Below are 16,412 nucleotides of genomic sequence, written 5' to 3'. Positions count from 1 at the left end.
AAGTGGACCTATGCAGCACAGGCAGGATAAAATATCCACCGTTTCATATAAACAATGTGGCGTTATTAAGGGCGAACCTTTGTATCTTATAACATTAAAAAATCAGGCTATAACAGTTAATATTACTAACCTCGGAGGTACAGTGATGTCTGTATTTGCGCCTGATAGAAATGGCATCGTAAAAAATATTACTGCAGGTTATAAAGATGCGGATGCATATGCAAATAATCCCTGGTATTTTGGCTGTGTGGCGGGCAGATATGCCAACCGTATTGCAGGTGGGAAATTTCTGCTGAACGGACAAATAATGCAGCTGTCTGTGAACAACAGCGGTAATCATTTGCATGGAGGATTTGAAGGGTTGCATAAAAAAGTATGGACAGTAACTTCCCTGGATAAGGAAGACACGGAGAATAGTGTTGAATTGGAATACCTGAGTGAAGATGGGGAAGAGGGTTATTCCGGCAACCTTAGGGTAAAGGTGAAATACATGCTGAACCAAAGCAACCAACTGGTAATAAGATACACTGCGGTTACAGACAAAAGTACGCCGGTAAATTTAACCAACCACAGTTACTTTAACCTGACAGGTTTTGGGCATGCCACGGTAGCAGATCATTTTTTATATGTTAATGCAGGGTTTTATACAGAAAAAAATGAAAATAACATACCCACGGGAAGGATATTGCCTGTAGCAGGTACCCCATTAGATTTTTCCGTACCGGTAAAGGTAGGTGCTCATTTTGATCAGTTTCCGTTGGATATGGGGTTTGATCATAATTATGTTTTATCCCATGTGGTACACGGAGAGATGTTGCTGGCGGCGGAACTGGAAGATAAAGACAGTGGCAGGAGGCTGCGTGTGTATACAGACCAGCCGGGTATACAGGTATATACGGCCAATTATTGGGATGGGTCCATTACCGGGCAGCAGGGTATGCCATATGTGAAGCATGGCGCAATAGCGCTGGAAACGCAGGCTTTCCCGGATAGCCCCAACCATCCTGGTTTTCCCAATACTATCCTAGAGCCGGGCCAGCATTACCATTCGTCTACGGTTTATGAATTTGGTACCACGTAATCTTCATCGCATTAAATCTTAATTATGCAGCACGCATCACATAATAGCAAATATATTCTCGGTATATCATTTATATCGGCATTGGGTGGATACCTTTTCGGGTTTGACTTTGCTGTTATTTCCGGGGCACTTCCATTTTTGCAGCAGCAGTTTGGCCTGAGTGCCTATTGGGAAGGATTTGCCACAGGATGTTTGGCATTAGGCGCTATTGCAGGCTGCCTGGTTGCCGGTGGCATAGCAGACAGATATGGACGTAAAATGGGATTATTGCTGGCAGCTGTTATCTTTGGTCTTTCTTCGCTGGCAATGGCTTGTGCTCCCGACAGAAATCTCTTTATTGCAGGGCGTTTCGTTGCTGGCATCGGAGTGGGGATGGCATCTATGCTTTCTCCCATGTATATAGCAGAAGTATCACCGGCTCATTTGCGCGGGCGGATGGTAGCGATTAATCAGCTCACAGTTGTAATCGGGATACTGATTACTAACCTGGTAAATTACAGTTTGCGTAACAACGGTCCGGATGCCTGGCGTTGGATGTTCGGATTAGGCATTATTCCTTCTGCCATATTCTTAGGTGGAGCTGTATGGCTGCCAGAGAGTCCCCGCTGGCTCACAAAAGTAGGCCGGATAGCTGAAGCCACTGCTATTTTGGAAAAGATTGGGGATGTTGATCATGCCCGTATATCCATGGCCGGTATCCGGCAATCACAGGAAACCGATCATACCCGAACGGGTTTTAAAGCCATTGTTCAGGAAAGTGTATTACCTGCTGTAGTCATTGGGGTTGTACTGGCTGTTTTTCAGCAGTTATGCGGTATCAATGTGGTATTTAACTATACTCCTAGGATCTTTGCCAGTATTGGCGTTTCCCAGTCGGAGCAGTTATTGCAAACCGTATTTCTGGGTGTTGTAAATCTGGTATTTACTATTGTGGCTATGCTGTTGGTTGATAAACTGGGCCGTAAACCTTTGATGCTTTTTGGTGCAGGGGGTCTGGCTATTTTGTATGTAATTGTAGTAAGTATGCTGGGACAGGGTTCCACACACGTTTCCTGGTACCTGATGGCTGCTATCGGCGTGTATGCCATGTCGTTGGCGCCGGTAACCTGGGTGCTGATATCTGAGATCTTTCCCAACAGGATCCGTGCGGTAGCCTCCTCTGTTGCCGTATTGAGTTTGTGGGCCGCTTACTTTATATTGGTATTCACGTTTCCTGTTTTATTTGAAAAATTTAAAGATAATACCTTCTATATTTATGCTACTATTTGCCTCCTGGGTTTTGTATTCATTTGGTTTAAGATAAAGGAAACCAAAGGAAAAACACTGGAGGAACTAGAAGGCTTTATTGCAGGGCATTAAGGCAATACATCACACAACCTCATAATGGTAAAAATGAAATTTAAGATATCCACAGGCGCCTGCTTTATTTTTTTCTCCGGGTTATACAGCAACCTGCTGTTACCTGCAATGGAGCTTCAAGCGCAGAATATCAATATTCCGATAGTATCTCAGCATAATGCCCTGGTATTACAGGTAGACGGGAATAAAAACCTGAGTACGATTTATTTTGGAAAAAAATTGCTCGACCAGGCAGAATACAATAATATCCCGGAGCTTTATAAACAGGGCACCGATTATACCGGAATACTCAATGCCGCCTATACGCCTTCAGGATCCAGAAACCTACTGGAGCCAGCCATCACGGTAACACATGCGGATGGTAACAATTCACTGGACCTGCGGTATGTTAGTCATACTATTACCCAGGTGAACGATGATGTATCTTTATTCAGCGTGGTACTGAAAGATCCCGTATACAATTTTCTGGTAACATTATACTATAAATCTTATTTCCGGGAAGATGTGCTGGAGCAATGGAGTGTCATTGAAAATAAGGAAAAAGGAGCCGTTATCCTGCAAAAATTTGCTTCTGCCAATCTGTATTTAAAAGCGGGCAGCTATTGGTTAAACCAGTACCATGGTGATTGGGCAAAAGAAATGCAGCCGGAAGAATCAAGGCTCACCCATGGCATCAAAACATTAGATAGTAAGCTTGGTACCCGTACCAATCTCTTTCAGCCATCAGTGTTCATGATTTCACTGGATAAGCCGGCCTCAGAAGATGAAGGCACTGTGTTATACGGTGCGTTGGAGTACAGTGGCAATTTTAGGACAGACCTGGAGCTGGATTATCAGAATAACCTGAAGATTATTTCAGGGATTAATAATTATTCATCTGCATATACCCTGAAACCCAACGAAGTCTTTACTACTCCTGCATTCTTATATACCTTATCCTTTACGGGCAAAGGAAATGCCAGCAGAAAGCTGCATCAGTGGGCAAGAAATTATCAATTGCTGGCCGGCAAAGGAAACAGACTTACATTATTAAATAACTGGGAATCCACCTATTTTGATTTTAATGAAAATAAACTGGCGGCGCTTTTAAAAGATACGAAGAAACTAGGTGTGGACATGTTCCTGCTGGATGATGGATGGTTTGCTAACAAATATCCCCGCAATGATGATCATGCGGGTTTGGGCGATTGGCAGGAGAATAAACAAAAATTACCTAATGGTATTGCTTCTCTCGTAAAGGAAGCTAACAATAATGGTGTGAAGTTCGGTATTTGGCTTGAGCCCGAAATGGTGAATCCCAAAAGCGAATTATATGAAAAACATCCCGACTGGGTAATTAAGCAACCCGGAAGAGAAGAATATTATTTCAGGAACCAGCTGGTGCTGGATGTAAGCAATCCGCAAGTACAGGAATTTATTTATGGTACTATTGACGGCCTGTTGACGAAAAACCCGGATCTGGCCTATATTAAATGGGATTGTAATGCTGTTATTTATAATGCTTACTCCGCTCATTTAAAAAATCAATCGCATTTCTATATAGAATACATGAGAGGACTATACAAGGTATTGGAAAGCATCCGTGCTAAATATCCAAAAGTGCCAATGATGTTGTGTTCTGGTGGAGGTGGTAGGGTAGATTATGCCGCCTTACAGTACTTCACTGAGTTTTGGCCAAGTGATAATACCGATCCGCTGGAGCGCATATTTATACAGTGGGAATATTCGTATTTCTATCCTGCCATCACCAGTTCCAACCATGTAACTGATTGGGGCAAACAGTCTCTTAAATTCCGCACAGATGTTGCTATGATGGGCAAATTAGGTTTTGATATTGTAGTAAGTAGATTGAGCGACCATGATCTTCAGTTTTGTAAGGAAGCAATAAAAACCTATAATGCTATTAAACCGAAGATCTGGCAGGGAGATCAGTATCGTTTGTCTGATCCCCGGGCAGGGAGTATAGCATCAGTGTTGTATGTTAATGAAGACCAGTCATCAGCAGTTATTTTTAATTACCTCGTTAACAACCGGTACAATGAAGGTAGTAAAATGCCTGTGCTTTTAAAGGGGTTGGACCCAGTTAAAAAATATACCATAAAGGAGGTGAACCTATATCCAGGAACAGTATCCACGATTGATGCCCTTAAAGTTTACAGCGGTGATTTTCTGATGAAGGCAGGTTTTAATCCGGATGTAAATGCAGAGCGGCCAAGCGTGGTACTGGAGGTAAATGAGGTACATTAGCAATTGCTGCTATGCTTTATCAGCATGACATCGTCATTAAACTATTCCCAGGCGATGCTTGTTAGTTAAACGATATGGCATTAACAGACATCATTATTGATAAAATCAAAGCAGCAGGACGTATCTCCTTCCGTGACTTTATGGATATGTGCCTCTATTATCCCAATCAGGGATATTATACTTCCGATCGTGAAAAGATTGGTAAGGAAGGAGACTTCTATACCAGCAGTACACTTAGCAGCTCTTTCGGCGCTGCGATTGCCAGACAGATAGAAGAAATGTGGCATTTCCTCGGTGAAAAAGAATTTACCATTGTGGAATATGGCGCCGGTACAGGTATGCTTTGTCATGACATACTGGATCAGCTTAAAAAGAATCCCTTATTGTATAGCCATCTTCGCTATTGTATTATTGAAAAAAGTTCCTTCATGCGAAAGAAAGAAAAGGAGCATCTGACAGAGAAGGTTAGCTGGTATGATAGCATAGATGGTATACCACAGGAAATAGATTGTGTATTTTCAAATGAACTGATTGATAATTTACCCGTACATCAGGTAATAATGGAAGATCAGCTGATGGAGGTATTCGTGGATTACAGGGAAGGATTCAGAGAAATATTACAGCCCGCAACATCGGAGCTGATTAACTACTTTAATGAGCTGCAAGTCGATTTGCCGAAAGGATACCGGACAGAAGTAAACCTTGAAGCAGTCAGTTGGATCAAAAGCATAGCGGAACGACTAAAAAAGGGATTTGTAATTACTATTGATTATGGGGATGTATCTAAAGCGCTTTATAAACCACACAGAGATTGTGGAACTGTTGTTTGTTACTATAAACACCAGGTTATGGATGACCCCTTCTTTCATATCGGTGAACAGGATATTACTGCCCATATTAACTTCAGCGCTTTGATGCATTGGGGTGCACAGGCAGGATTAAACACTTGCGGAATTACTTCACAGGCTTCTTTTTTATTATCACTGGGCTTCCGCGAACTTATAAGAGAAGCCAACCTGCAACAGGGAAAGGATATATTACAAATGGCCATGGAGGAATCGTTTGTATCCCGGACGTTGTTATTTGACATGGGGAATAGATATAAAGTGCTGATCCAGTCTAAGGGTTTGCCTGAAATAAGTCTCCAAGGATTGCAACCTGATATGCGCTGATATGTTTGCTTGAAAGCCTTGTTCTAAATACTTTGCAGCAGGGCCAGTAATTCCTCTTGCATACTAATACCTTTGTCGTTGTTATACCATTTTTGTAGCGCTGTTTTTAGTGTTTCGAAGTCTGTTTTTGTGGCAGTGAGGTGATTATACAATTCCTGGCAGGCTGCTGGTCTGGGTCCCCAGGTAGCCCGGTCTTGTCCTTTTTCATCTCTGATAATCAGTTTGGGAATGGATTTGCTGCCATTGGTAAGGTAGTCATTGATGAGGAAAGGGGATGTATCGCGTAATTCGTAACTAATGTTGATGAATGGGTTTTCTTCTTTCATCATTTGGAAGAAAGGGATAGCATGCGAGGCGTCGCCACACCAGGGTTCGGTGATAACGATCCACTGCTGAGGGCTGAAAATGGCTAGTACCGCATCTTTCATGGCAGTGGTTAAAACGCCTTGTTTTAGCCACCGGTGCATCCTCGACCAGTTTAGCTTGGTATAATTAAGATAGTCTGGGTTATCATAGGGTTTTTCCGGAGCCGGATGGTGAATGATTGCTTCAAAGTGCTTTAGGTATGCTGTAAAGTCCATGGTTATTCAGATAATTTGTTGATGATTTGTTTCAGTGCCGCTGCTGCCAGATGTACCGCTACTTGCCAGTCTTCCGCAGCTTTGCCATCGGCGCCATCTGAAATATATTTCAGGCAGATGAAAGGGATATTTTCCTCTTTGGCAATCCAGGCCAGGGGATAAGCTTCCATGTCAATTACATCGTAATCTGAGGTAATATGACCTATTTCAAAACTGTCGCCAGTACCACAGGTACCTTCCTGGAGGCCGGGTACCTTTAGCCCGTATTGCAGCAGTGGCGCTTGGCCCGACAAAGGGGTTTCATATTTGGCGAATCCTAATGGCGTTACGTCCATATCTCTTTGAACGAATTGGGTACAGCAAATAACTTCGCCCTGTTGGTATTTATTGCTGCCTGCTGATCCAAGATTAATGATTACTCCTGGTTGCTGTACGGAGATTCTTTTGGTAAGGTGATAAGCTGCGTTTACTTTCCCGATGCCTACAAAAAGAGGGTCGAGTTCTTCAAACTCACCTATTGCTTCAGATTCCAGGGCGAATACAAAGAGCGGGTTTTGCTTCAAAAGTTCGCTTATTGTTGCCGTCGCAGTTATTACATTGGTATCTAGCATAAATACATGATAAAGCTTAAATATAAAGTGGGCTAATAAGCCCCCTGCAAAAGTATTTAAAGGTTACGAATAATATGGGAAATCTTACGCGGTCTTTAGCAATTATGATGTACGCTTCACTGCTTAGTCGCTTTTAGGGGAGCTGTGTTTATCCTTTCGGTGTTTCAACTTGCAACAATTTTTTTTCTGTAAATAGAAAATTTTGTTGCAAGTTGAAGAAAGATTTATATATTTGCACCCCGCTTCAGACGCGGAGATGTTCTTAGAAAGATTGCCCAGATGGCGGAATTGGTAGACGCGCTAGACTCAAAATCTTGTTTTCGAAAGGGAGTGCAGGTTCGATTCCTGTTCTGGGCACATTAAAAGCCTGTAAGTCAACGACTTACAGGCTTTTTTAATTTAATAAGGTGTCAATTTTTCACTGTCTACAGGGCCAAATAATTATAAAGACAAAGCCTGAATAATTGCTTCTGGCCTTGTCTTTACAGTAATTAAAAATGGCCTGGGATTAAAACAGTGTGGCCTCACTTTGGATACGCAGTATTTACTTTTTAGTATTTAGAGCGGGATATTGGTGCAGCATCTTTGGGTTTTCGGCTTCCCTTAATAAGAAATCCGCAACGTCATTTCTAGATATCTTACCTATTTTCATGCCCTTATATAAGGTGTTTATTACTTCATAATTATCTGTTGCTGGGCCATCACTTAAGATTCCCGGACGTACGATTTCCCATTTTAACGGACTACCGGCCAGAAGTATTTCCATCTTGGTTTTATCTTCATATTGATCTTTAAGGAAAAGCCGGATTACAGTGCGCATAAAGAAGCTTAAATAAGGGCTGCTATCGCCTGTTCCAAATCCAGATACCACTAAAACTGGCTTGGTCCTTAATGAAGCGTCGGTAATTTTGATGAGGGCTTTGGCAGTATCAGAGAATAAGGTAGTTCCTTTTTTCTGTTTAGTTCCAATCGTTATAATGATTGCATCTGCTCCTTGAACCGCGTTTTTTAGATCTTCAGAAGAGGTTGAGCTACCGTCGATTTTTTTTAATAAAGGATGGTCAGGTATGGTAGCAGTATTTCTCGAAAGTGCCGTGACATGATGGCCTTTTGCCAGCGCTTTTGTTACCGTAATTAAGCCAACGCCGGCAGAGGCTCCTATAATTGTAATATTCATGATTATTTTGTTAATTATGAGTTTGATTTTGCCTGAATAAAAGACTTACCTGTTCCAGGAGATGTTACCATCAGGCTGTCATCGCCCCAAGTCCAGGGTTTACCATTTGTTGTTGTTACATCTGCGCCAGCTTCCTTCGCTATCAGAATCCCCGCCAGCCAGTTGTAAGCGTCTTGTCCTTCCTGGTAGAATACATCAATTCTGCCAGCTCCCACATAGGCCAGTTGTAGGCCATGTGGACCATAGTTTCTGACAACACCAAAATTACGGAGCAGGTTAGTTACAGCGGCCCCTGTTTTCTGGTACAATTCTTCCAGTCCGCTTTCCTGGTGGCCGTATTCAAATACGGCTATCATTACGCTATTATCCTTTTTGGGACTAGGTTTTATTTTATGTCCGTTCATAAATGCACCGTTACCGGCCAGGGCCCAAAACATTTCATTTGCCATAGGATCATAAATTACCGAGAAATATGGCTGGCCGTTACGTACTAAAACAAGATTGATTGTCCAGCCCGCTATATGCTGCAAGTATTGAATGGCGCCATCCATAAAGTCGCATAACCAGTATTCAGTTATATCAATGGCTTTACTTTGTTCCTCATAGTCAAATTCATTGCCTCTGAACGGGATTTCCGGATAATGTACATCCAGATCCGACTTTAAGGATTCCAAACAGCGTTCGTCGATATTATCTAATTGCTGTAGTAGCTCAGATTTAGTCTGAGGGATATTATTTGTTTTATAGTTATGAAGAAATAAATCTCCTACCTTTTTCACCGCATCTAAAATGACTGGGATATCAATTTCTTTTTGCATCTTTTTTTTAATACAAAAGTAGGTGATGGTAAAAGATCAGAAGTAGGTCTTAAAACTGAAATAATAGTCCTAATCACGGAATTGCTCTCGGAATTGTTGCCGGAATTGCTTGGGGCTGTTACCGGTGGTTTTTCTAAATAATTTGCCAAAATAGACTGGGTCGTCGTAACCAAGCTCATAGCTTATTTCTTTAACACTTAACTCGGTTAAATAAAGCAGCCGCTTTGCTTCCAGTATAGAGCGTTGTTGTATATGTAAAGATATCGGTCTTCCTGTTATTTTTTTTACAGTATCGTTTAGGTGCGTTACCGTAATTGATAGTGCTGAGGCATAGCGTGCCGGTTGTTTCCATTCTTTATAATGCTTTCTGAGTAACTGGCTGAAACCTTGTTCAATGATCGCTCCGCGGTTTTCCTTCATTTTGTCATCATGGTCTGGTAAGCTTACTTCTCCGGCGATAGTGCTAATGATAGCAGCAAGAAGGTTATGGACAGATCTGCTGGTAAACCTGTTCGGAATGCCGGAAAGCATTTGCTCGATCAGTGCCATCAGGGTTACCATTTGCTGGTAGAAAGCTGTTTCTACATTTAATACTAAGGGGCAGGGCACAGCTTTCTCGTAAAAGAAATGCATGTCTTCGTCCATTAATGACGGATCAAAACTGAGCGCCCATCCTTGCAAGGAATTATAATTAACCATGGAATGCACCTGACCAGGAAATATGATCAGCATCGAAGGGGTAGTAATCGCTTTCTCCTTGAAGTCAATATTAATTCTCAAAGTACCACTGGTTGCAAACATTAATAGATAATGGTTATCACGATGTGGTGCGTGAATGTCATGTTCTTCTTTGTCTTCTTTGTTATTTAAATTCATGATGGCTACACCGGCTTTGGCAAAAGTCGTTAGCCCGTATTGTTGAATCGCGCTTTGTTTGTTTTTCATAAGAGAAGTTTTAATCTGTACTTTGATCATTCGCAGTAAAAGTCGATAAGAAGACGTCCAAAATTTACCCTGTCGAATCGATGGATCACATTGACTTATGAAACTTAAATCATCCTTTTCCTGTGATTTAATTTCTGGTTTTGCATCACCTTCAGCACTGACAATTCTTGTTATAATTTTTCATCGCTATATATACAGATAGTAAAGGTATACCAATGCCAATAAATTTGCCTGGAAAATAAAGAAATTTCATGAACAGGTTTATCCGGATATTATAAATCTTACCGGCACCGTTTTTCATTTTACCGGGTACAATAAAGATCATTACATATGGTTAGCCATTATCATTGGGTTAAAATTACGTAATCAGATACTGTTGCTTGCACTAACTTTCTGAAATGCTTATCTTACTGTCTAAACTAAACGTAGTTTCCTGAAATGTGCTACCATAGCTGTAATAGCCGTTACTGACGGTAGCCTGTAGCCGTAAAAACAACAAAACCAAGTACTGCTGCCAACGTAAGCATGCACATATTTCAGGCAAATATTCTGGTGTAACGGAGGTGGGCAAGATGATTAAAATCTGACGATAATATATGAAAAACATTAAATGGGGTATCATTGGTTGCGGAGATGTAACAGAAGTTAAAAGCGGGCCTGCTTTTAATAAGGTGCCCAACTCGTCCCTTGTAGCAGTTATGCGCAGAGATGCCGCCAAAGCCAAGGATTATGCCTTCAGGCATGGTGTACCCAAATGGTATGATAACGCCGCCCAGCTGATTAATGACCCGGAAGTAAATGCGGTGTATATCGCCACGCCACCATTGCAGCATGAGGAGTATACGTTGTTGTCTTTATTGGCGGGAAAACCGGTTTATGTAGAGAAGCCTATGACATTAAATGCAGATGCGGCATACCGGATGCAGAATGCGGCCATCCGCAGCAATGTTAAGTTAAGTGTAGCCCACTATCGCAGAGCGCAACCCATGTTCCTGAAAATTAAAGAACTGCTGTTGAATAATGTTATTGGTGACGTCCGTTTCGTATCGCTGCAAATGTTGCAACCGTCTGTACCATCGGAAGGCAATTGGCGAGTGAATCCCGCCATATCGGGAGGAGGATTGTTTCATGATCTGGCTCCCCATCAGCTTGACCTCATGATTTATTTTTTTGGAAAGGCGAGGAGCGCTACCGGAATAGCCAGGAATCAGGCAAAAATGTACGCAGCAGATGACCTGGTGGCAGGGAATGTACTATTTGAGAATGGGGTTGTTTTTAACGGCATCTGGTGCTTCTCCGTTGCTGCAGCGGAGAAATCTGATATTTGTGAAATAACAGGATCTTTAGGCAAGATAAGCTTCCCGGTATTTGGACATGCATTTACACTTAGCAAAAATGGCAAGGAGGAAGTATTTGCTTTTGACCCTCTGCAACACGTGCAGCAGCCGATGATAGAACAGGTAACCGCTTATTTTTTAGGGGAAGGCCCAAATCCATGTTCGGCAGAACAGGCCATACTATCTATGCAGCTGATGGATAGTTTTACTAAAAAGGACAGAGTCATCTTTTGATATATTAATTGAAACAACAGCTGGGGGAAAACAAAGCGGTTGAGGCTATCATTTGAGGAATGGCTCTGCTTTATGTGCCGCTCCAAAAAATTAGTTGTGCATTAAATGTAGTCTATCAAGTAACGAAGGGGGAATACAACAAAGTAGCCGGTAATTTCCGGCTACTTTGTACAAAAACAATATAGAAAATAAATTTTACCGGTGTCTTCCACCACCACCTCCGTGGCCTCCGCCACCTCCATGGTTACCACCGCCACCGCCGTGATTCATGCCGCCACCGCCACCGCCGTGGTTCATATTGCCTTCATGAGCTTCATGGATCATATTGCCTCCTCCATGAGGCATACCACCTTGGTTCATATTGCCGTGAGGCATATTGTTTTGTGGTCGTGGCGTATTCATATTTTGTGGCCGCTGCATATTATTAGGCTGCATATTATTAGTGTGTCGTGGAGCACGTTCTACGGATGTAGCCATAATACGGTTATTTCCTGGTCCATTGTTAGGCCTAGTCTGACCAGGTCTGCCTGCTCCTCCGAAACTGTTTCGGTTGCCGCCTCTGTTAATGGCTGATGCGTCCGTATAAGTGTTATGAATAACATTACGATTCACGTTAGCTACAGCTGTGTTGTAATGAAACTTGTTTCCTTCCCATCTACCACCTGTAAATCCGTGGCCATTGTAACCATAACCATAATTCACACCGCCGTAATAACCCACGCTTCTTCCCCAATAACCGCGGTTCCAGTTATATCTACCATTGGAGAATGCCCAGTAACCCGGTGTCCAGAGAAAGCCTGGCTGTGGGGGTAGTACCCATGTGCCAGCTATCCAATAATACCCATTGGGACCATAAGACCAATAGCCGGGTGTCCATATGTACCCATCACCCGGACAAACCGGTTGCGTGTAAACTGGTAGTGCTGGAGGAGCTATACCAACGGATAGCCCGACCCCTACGTTTACCTGTGCGTGTGTTGTTAATCCTGTAGCACAGGCTGCTACCAGTAGCAGGATAGAAATCATTATCTTTTTCATGGCATTTAATCATTTAAATGAACTTAATACCTAAGTTTCTGACCATTTATTTGTGTTAAAGTTTAACTGTTGAAGAGGTGGGTATTCCCTGGTAGTATCGCTAGCATTGGGATTTTGTGTATAATAAATCTTTGATGTGGAGGTGTTTTTTATAACGGATTTATCAATTGGAGGTAGAAATGAGGGCGCAGCAAAAGCGGTTAGTTTGAGTAAAATGGATATACCGATATATCCTGAATCAGTTCAAATGGCTAGCTTATCCAATAAAGTAAAACTATTGTGTTTCTTATATGCTGGGGGATCTTCTGCATTATAATTATATATGTTCAATGGAAGAAATTTTATTGAGTTACCAGCATGTTGTTTGCAATGGGTTTTGTTATCGCTGATAAATAAAAAAGAGTCTGTATCTATTTTGATACAGGCTCTTTTAGGTTTTGCTTGATGCTTAATTTCTGCATTTATTGCTGGAATACAGGCATTGCCGGGAAATACCAGCCTATATAGGTAAGTGTTTTTTTGAGTGTAGCAGTAGTAGCGTCGTAGATCAGCACCCTGTTAGTATCACCCGTAAAGGAACCGTTAATAGTGGTGAGCACCAGTTCATTTTTATCTTTATTATATGCTGCGCCGGCACCATAGAAGTACTGACCAGAAGGCAAGGTGATAAAAGGTGTGGACAGGGAGGTAGGATCGCCGATGATATAACGGTACAATTGTGTGCCGCCGGCGAAGCTGTTGTTGCGTACAATATAAATGGCATTTTCCTGTGTGGAAGCTGTGATAGCCGCATGCCGCCATGCGCCCCAAGGAGAAGGTACAGTGAAAGGCAGTTTTACAGCCGTACGGGCCTGAGTAGCTGTATCTATACGGATCAGCGAGTCGGAGGTGGTGGCATATACGCCTCCATCTTTACCGGCAGCAAAGGCAAGGTTAGCAGCGCCAAATTTATTGACCACTGCATATGTACTGCTGTTCAGCGCAACGATGCCATCTGTTTGAGATAATACATAAACGTTGCTGCCGGCTTTCAACATGTCGCCTGTATAGCCAGATACACCGGTTATTTTAGTACCTACGGTAAAGGAAGTAAGGTCTATAGGATATACGCCGTCTTTAGCGCTTAACAGCCCATGCGTAGCGTCTATCCCTACAAAGGCATGTCCGTCATTGCCAGGCAAGGCAGTGATACGGCCAGTTTCTACGAGAGTGCCGGCATCAGTTACTACCAATGGACCGCCTGCCTTTACAACGATGTATAGCTTGCCGTTAAAGATAGTAGCATATTGGAGCGTATTAGAAGGCCCGCCTAATCCGTTTGTTGGGTTTTCTAACTGGTAAATGTTCATCACCAGGCTGTCGCCGCTATAGGAATAGAAGTTAAGGTCGCCGGTACCATGGCCAAACCAGCCTTCGTTGGCAATGAAAAAGCCGTTGGCATATTTTCCGGTTACCATCGGTGGCTTATCGCTGGATTTACCGTTTCCGTTGAGGTTTTGGGGTAAGGTATCGTCCTTTTTACAGGAAGCGAAAAACAGGGCGACTGTTACAGTTAAAATGGATAATAGCTGTTTTTTCATTTTTATTTTTTATTAGTGAGAACACATAGCAATCCCCTTTCTGGCTATACGTCAGAAAAGTGCCTAACAATGCCAGTATTATCCGGCATGGATACACAAATAGGCAAATGACCATATAAATTAAAGTGCCTGGTAGGCCTATATTCAGTGCATTTCACCCGAAAGCGCTGAATAGCAAATTACAGCTGGCAGGTCTTCTGGCTTTCCTGCTTTTCCGGGAACCTTCCCGCTGGCCAGGTGGCCAGCAGTGGTATGGAGTATCTTCCGGAAAAACGATTTATCATAAGATAAATGCAGGATCACAGCTACGGGGATAGCTCCGGTATTGCACCGGATTCCCTTTTAATCCGCCGCGGGGCGGAACCAATTGCGGGTACAAACGTACATCAAGAAAATATAATATCCAAAATGATAGTTGAAAATATAAGGTAGTGGCTTTGCTGTACCGAAGGCGGATAGCAGGGTATTTACGTATGGGCGGTAAGGTGAAAGAAATTTTTTTGGAGGGGAATAGTACTTAGGAGAAGGAACGGTTCCTTTATACTGAGGGATGATTATCCTTAGGTCGGGAGCGACTGAAAAAAATATTTCAATCATTAGGATTTTTTTTGGATGGGAGCATTGAGGTGATAAATAATGAAGTGTAACTATTGTCTTTCTTTAACATAAAAAATGATGGAAAGTAATTTAAGTATATATCTTGTATTCATTCAAGATATCATACACGGCAAACGTCATGTTGAATCAATTGACCAGTGCTCTTTTTCAGTTGGAGAATTGGACCAACTACTATGCGAGTATCCCGATGATTATAGATGCTACCGTCCCTGACTTAGCAATTTTGAGTTTTTAAACAAGGGTTGCTAATGTAGTTGTGTGGCTATGTGGAGTCATGTATATTATTCAATTTATGGTATTGAGCACTGATAGAAAAGTGAGAGTTATCGGGGTGATTATAGGAAGCCCGTTAAATCATGGATTCTTTGTTTTGAATCGCAGGAAAAATAAGAGGTTATTGATGCAAAATTTTTATAATGCTATCGTCCTTTGAAGAAATTAAGGTGAATGTTCTTTAGCATTTAGTAATTGAAATTATTGAGTAGTAATTGATATGTCTTTTGAAAGCGCTATGAAAAGTATTTTAATTGAACCAGGAGGAATTGAAATTTAGGTTTTTTGTTTGGCTGTAAAGGCAATTTTTAATCGTACCATATAGGAATTGAAACGTATATCTGATACAGAATAGTTTTAATCTGGGGTATTGAAAATACAATACGATAAAAACACATATGCATCATATGTAATTATCAAGGCACAAATTTTTTGCTTAATTATAGTACCCCCGAATAAAACTACGTGTATGGTATATAGTTATCCCAATCTCATCTTATGTAAATAACATCATGAAATTGCAATTAACATTAAAAACGGCCGAAAAAGGAGCCTGTATACCCGTTAATTATCCTTATTATCTGTCTGCCGCCATATATAAGATATTATACAGCGCCGACAAGGAGTATGCTACTTTTTTGTGTCAACAAGGATATGGGCAAGCCGAGTCAATGAAAAGATTTAAATTATTTACCGCGTCAGACATAAAAACACCCTTTAAAATAGTAGGCGACCGGTTGAATTTATTGTCAGATGAAGCCAGAGTGGTAGTGTTTTTTCATTTACCTACTGCTGCAGAGAAATTTATAAGAGGGTTGTTCTTCCATCAAAGGTTAGAGATCGCAGACCGGCATAGCCGCTGTGTTTTTAAGGTGGCAGATGTACGGGTGTTACCAGTTATTGCATTAGATGTGGATGATGATCCTACTGCTTTGCATGAATTGTTATTACGCCCTATTTCTCCAGTAGTAACAGGATTGAAGAATTTGAAAGGGTATTATGATTTTATTGCTCCTGGGCATGAAGCATTTAACTCGCTGATACTTCAGAATTGGCAAGCAAAGTATACCAGTTTATATGGAGAGGAGCTGGCCGGTCGGGCTTTTAAGGATGCTTATGTGGAAGCCGTGATATTGGCAGCTCCGCCAAGATCGCGCCTGATTGCTATAAAAGCAGGTACACGTGAGGAGACGAAGATCCGTGGATTTGTTAATTTTCATATGAAAGTAAAGGGTACAACAGATGCCCTGGAGTTGTTAATAAATAGTGGCGCCGGTATTTACAATAGTCAATGTTTAGGCGCAGTAGAAGTAGTAAACCCTGTTGCTGTTTGAGACCTCC

Annotated in this window: 13 protein-coding genes, 1 tRNA gene and 1 riboswitch; of the genes, 7 read left to right on the top strand and 7 right to left on the bottom strand. The window is 41.9% G+C overall.

The window, feature by feature from the left end:
* Positions 1 to 10: 10 nt before the first annotated feature.
* From ACDQ55_RS18880 to ACDQ55_RS18865, 4 genes are all read left to right on the top strand, one after another.
* A complete protein-coding gene (locus ACDQ55_RS18880) occupies positions 11 to 1,081 on the top strand; it encodes an aldose epimerase family protein (protein WP_420983059.1) in 1,071 nt (356 codons plus the stop codon).
* Positions 1,082 to 1,105: 24 nt separating this feature from the next.
* Positions 1,106 to 2,440: a sugar porter family MFS transporter gene (locus ACDQ55_RS18875; protein ID WP_420983058.1), complete on the top strand. Its 1,335-nt coding sequence runs from the start codon at positions 1,106 to 1,108 to the stop codon at positions 2,438 to 2,440.
* 33 nt (positions 2,441 to 2,473) lie between these two features.
* Positions 2,474 to 4,687, top strand: coding sequence for an alpha-galactosidase (locus ACDQ55_RS18870; RefSeq protein WP_420983057.1), 2,214 nt, complete (start codon positions 2,474 to 2,476; stop codon positions 4,685 to 4,687).
* A 74-nt stretch (positions 4,688 to 4,761) separates the two neighbouring features.
* Complete coding sequence (locus ACDQ55_RS18865; protein WP_420983056.1) at positions 4,762 to 5,859, top strand: class I SAM-dependent methyltransferase; 1,098 nt, start codon at positions 4,762 to 4,764, stop codon at positions 5,857 to 5,859.
* Between the two features lie 23 nt (positions 5,860 to 5,882).
* Here the strand turns inward: ACDQ55_RS18865 and ACDQ55_RS18860 are convergent, their stop codons facing one another.
* Complete coding sequence (locus tag ACDQ55_RS18860) at positions 5,883 to 6,440, bottom strand: thioredoxin family protein (RefSeq protein WP_420983055.1); 558 nt, start codon at positions 6,438 to 6,440, stop codon at positions 5,883 to 5,885.
* 2 nt (positions 6,441 to 6,442) lie between these two features.
* The gene (locus tag ACDQ55_RS18855) at positions 6,443 to 7,003 is read right to left on the bottom strand and encodes a hypothetical protein (RefSeq protein ID WP_420983054.1); all 561 of its coding nucleotides are present in this window, start codon (positions 7,001 to 7,003) and stop codon (positions 6,443 to 6,445) included.
* 321 nt (positions 7,004 to 7,324) lie between these two features.
* Here ACDQ55_RS18855 and ACDQ55_RS18850 point away from each other — a divergent pair.
* Positions 7,325 to 7,408: transfer RNA gene (locus ACDQ55_RS18850), tRNA-Leu, on the top strand.
* Positions 7,409 to 7,595: 187 nt separating this feature from the next.
* Here the strand turns inward: ACDQ55_RS18850 and ACDQ55_RS18845 are convergent.
* The 3 genes from ACDQ55_RS18845 to ACDQ55_RS18835 all read right to left on the bottom strand — a co-directional run bounded on the left by ACDQ55_RS18845 (position 7,596) and on the right by ACDQ55_RS18835 (position 9,991).
* The gene (locus tag ACDQ55_RS18845) at positions 7,596 to 8,228 is read right to left on the bottom strand and encodes an NAD(P)-dependent oxidoreductase (RefSeq protein WP_420983052.1); all 633 of its coding nucleotides are present in this window, start codon (positions 8,226 to 8,228) and stop codon (positions 7,596 to 7,598) included.
* A 14-nt stretch (positions 8,229 to 8,242) separates the two neighbouring features.
* On the bottom strand, positions 8,243 to 9,046 hold the full coding sequence (locus ACDQ55_RS18840) for an inositol monophosphatase family protein (RefSeq protein ID WP_420983051.1): 804 nt from the start codon (positions 9,044 to 9,046) through the stop codon (positions 8,243 to 8,245).
* 69 nt (positions 9,047 to 9,115) lie between these two features.
* The gene (locus ACDQ55_RS18835; RefSeq protein ID WP_420983050.1) at positions 9,116 to 9,991 is read right to left on the bottom strand and encodes an AraC family transcriptional regulator; all 876 of its coding nucleotides are present in this window, start codon (positions 9,989 to 9,991) and stop codon (positions 9,116 to 9,118) included.
* Positions 9,992 to 10,587: 596 nt separating this feature from the next.
* On the opposite strand from ACDQ55_RS18835, the gene ACDQ55_RS18830 reads away from it, so the two are divergent.
* The gene (locus ACDQ55_RS18830) at positions 10,588 to 11,562 is read left to right on the top strand and encodes a Gfo/Idh/MocA family protein (protein ID WP_420983049.1); all 975 of its coding nucleotides are present in this window, start codon (positions 10,588 to 10,590) and stop codon (positions 11,560 to 11,562) included.
* A gap of 195 nt (positions 11,563 to 11,757) precedes the next feature.
* Here ACDQ55_RS18830 and ACDQ55_RS18825 read toward each other — a convergent pair whose 3' ends face one another.
* Both ACDQ55_RS18825 and ACDQ55_RS18820 read right to left on the bottom strand, forming a co-directional pair.
* Positions 11,758 to 12,600 carry a YXWGXW repeat-containing protein gene (locus ACDQ55_RS18825; RefSeq protein ID WP_420983048.1) on the bottom strand — a complete coding sequence of 281 codons (843 nt, stop codon included), beginning with the start codon at positions 12,598 to 12,600 and terminating at the stop codon, positions 11,758 to 11,760.
* 461 nt (positions 12,601 to 13,061) lie between these two features.
* Positions 13,062 to 14,180 carry a DUF5074 domain-containing protein gene (locus ACDQ55_RS18820; protein WP_420983047.1) on the bottom strand — a complete coding sequence of 373 codons (1,119 nt, stop codon included), beginning with the start codon at positions 14,178 to 14,180 and terminating at the stop codon, positions 13,062 to 13,064.
* A gap of 169 nt (positions 14,181 to 14,349) precedes the next feature.
* Positions 14,350 to 14,563, bottom strand: a riboswitch (cobalamin riboswitch).
* Between the two features lie 1,020 nt (positions 14,564 to 15,583).
* Here ACDQ55_RS18820 and ACDQ55_RS18815 point away from each other — a divergent pair.
* Positions 15,584 to 16,405: a CRISPR-associated endoribonuclease Cas6 gene (locus ACDQ55_RS18815; protein WP_420983046.1), complete on the top strand. Its 822-nt coding sequence runs from the start codon at positions 15,584 to 15,586 to the stop codon at positions 16,403 to 16,405.
* Positions 16,406 to 16,412: the final 7 nt, after the last annotated feature.

The sequence above is a fragment of the Chitinophaga sp. 30R24 genome, from assembly GCF_049056765.1.
In the GTDB taxonomy this organism is placed as follows: Bacteria; Bacteroidota; Bacteroidia; order Chitinophagales; family Chitinophagaceae; genus Chitinophaga.
This window is presented reverse-complemented; position numbering and strand designations above follow the sequence as displayed.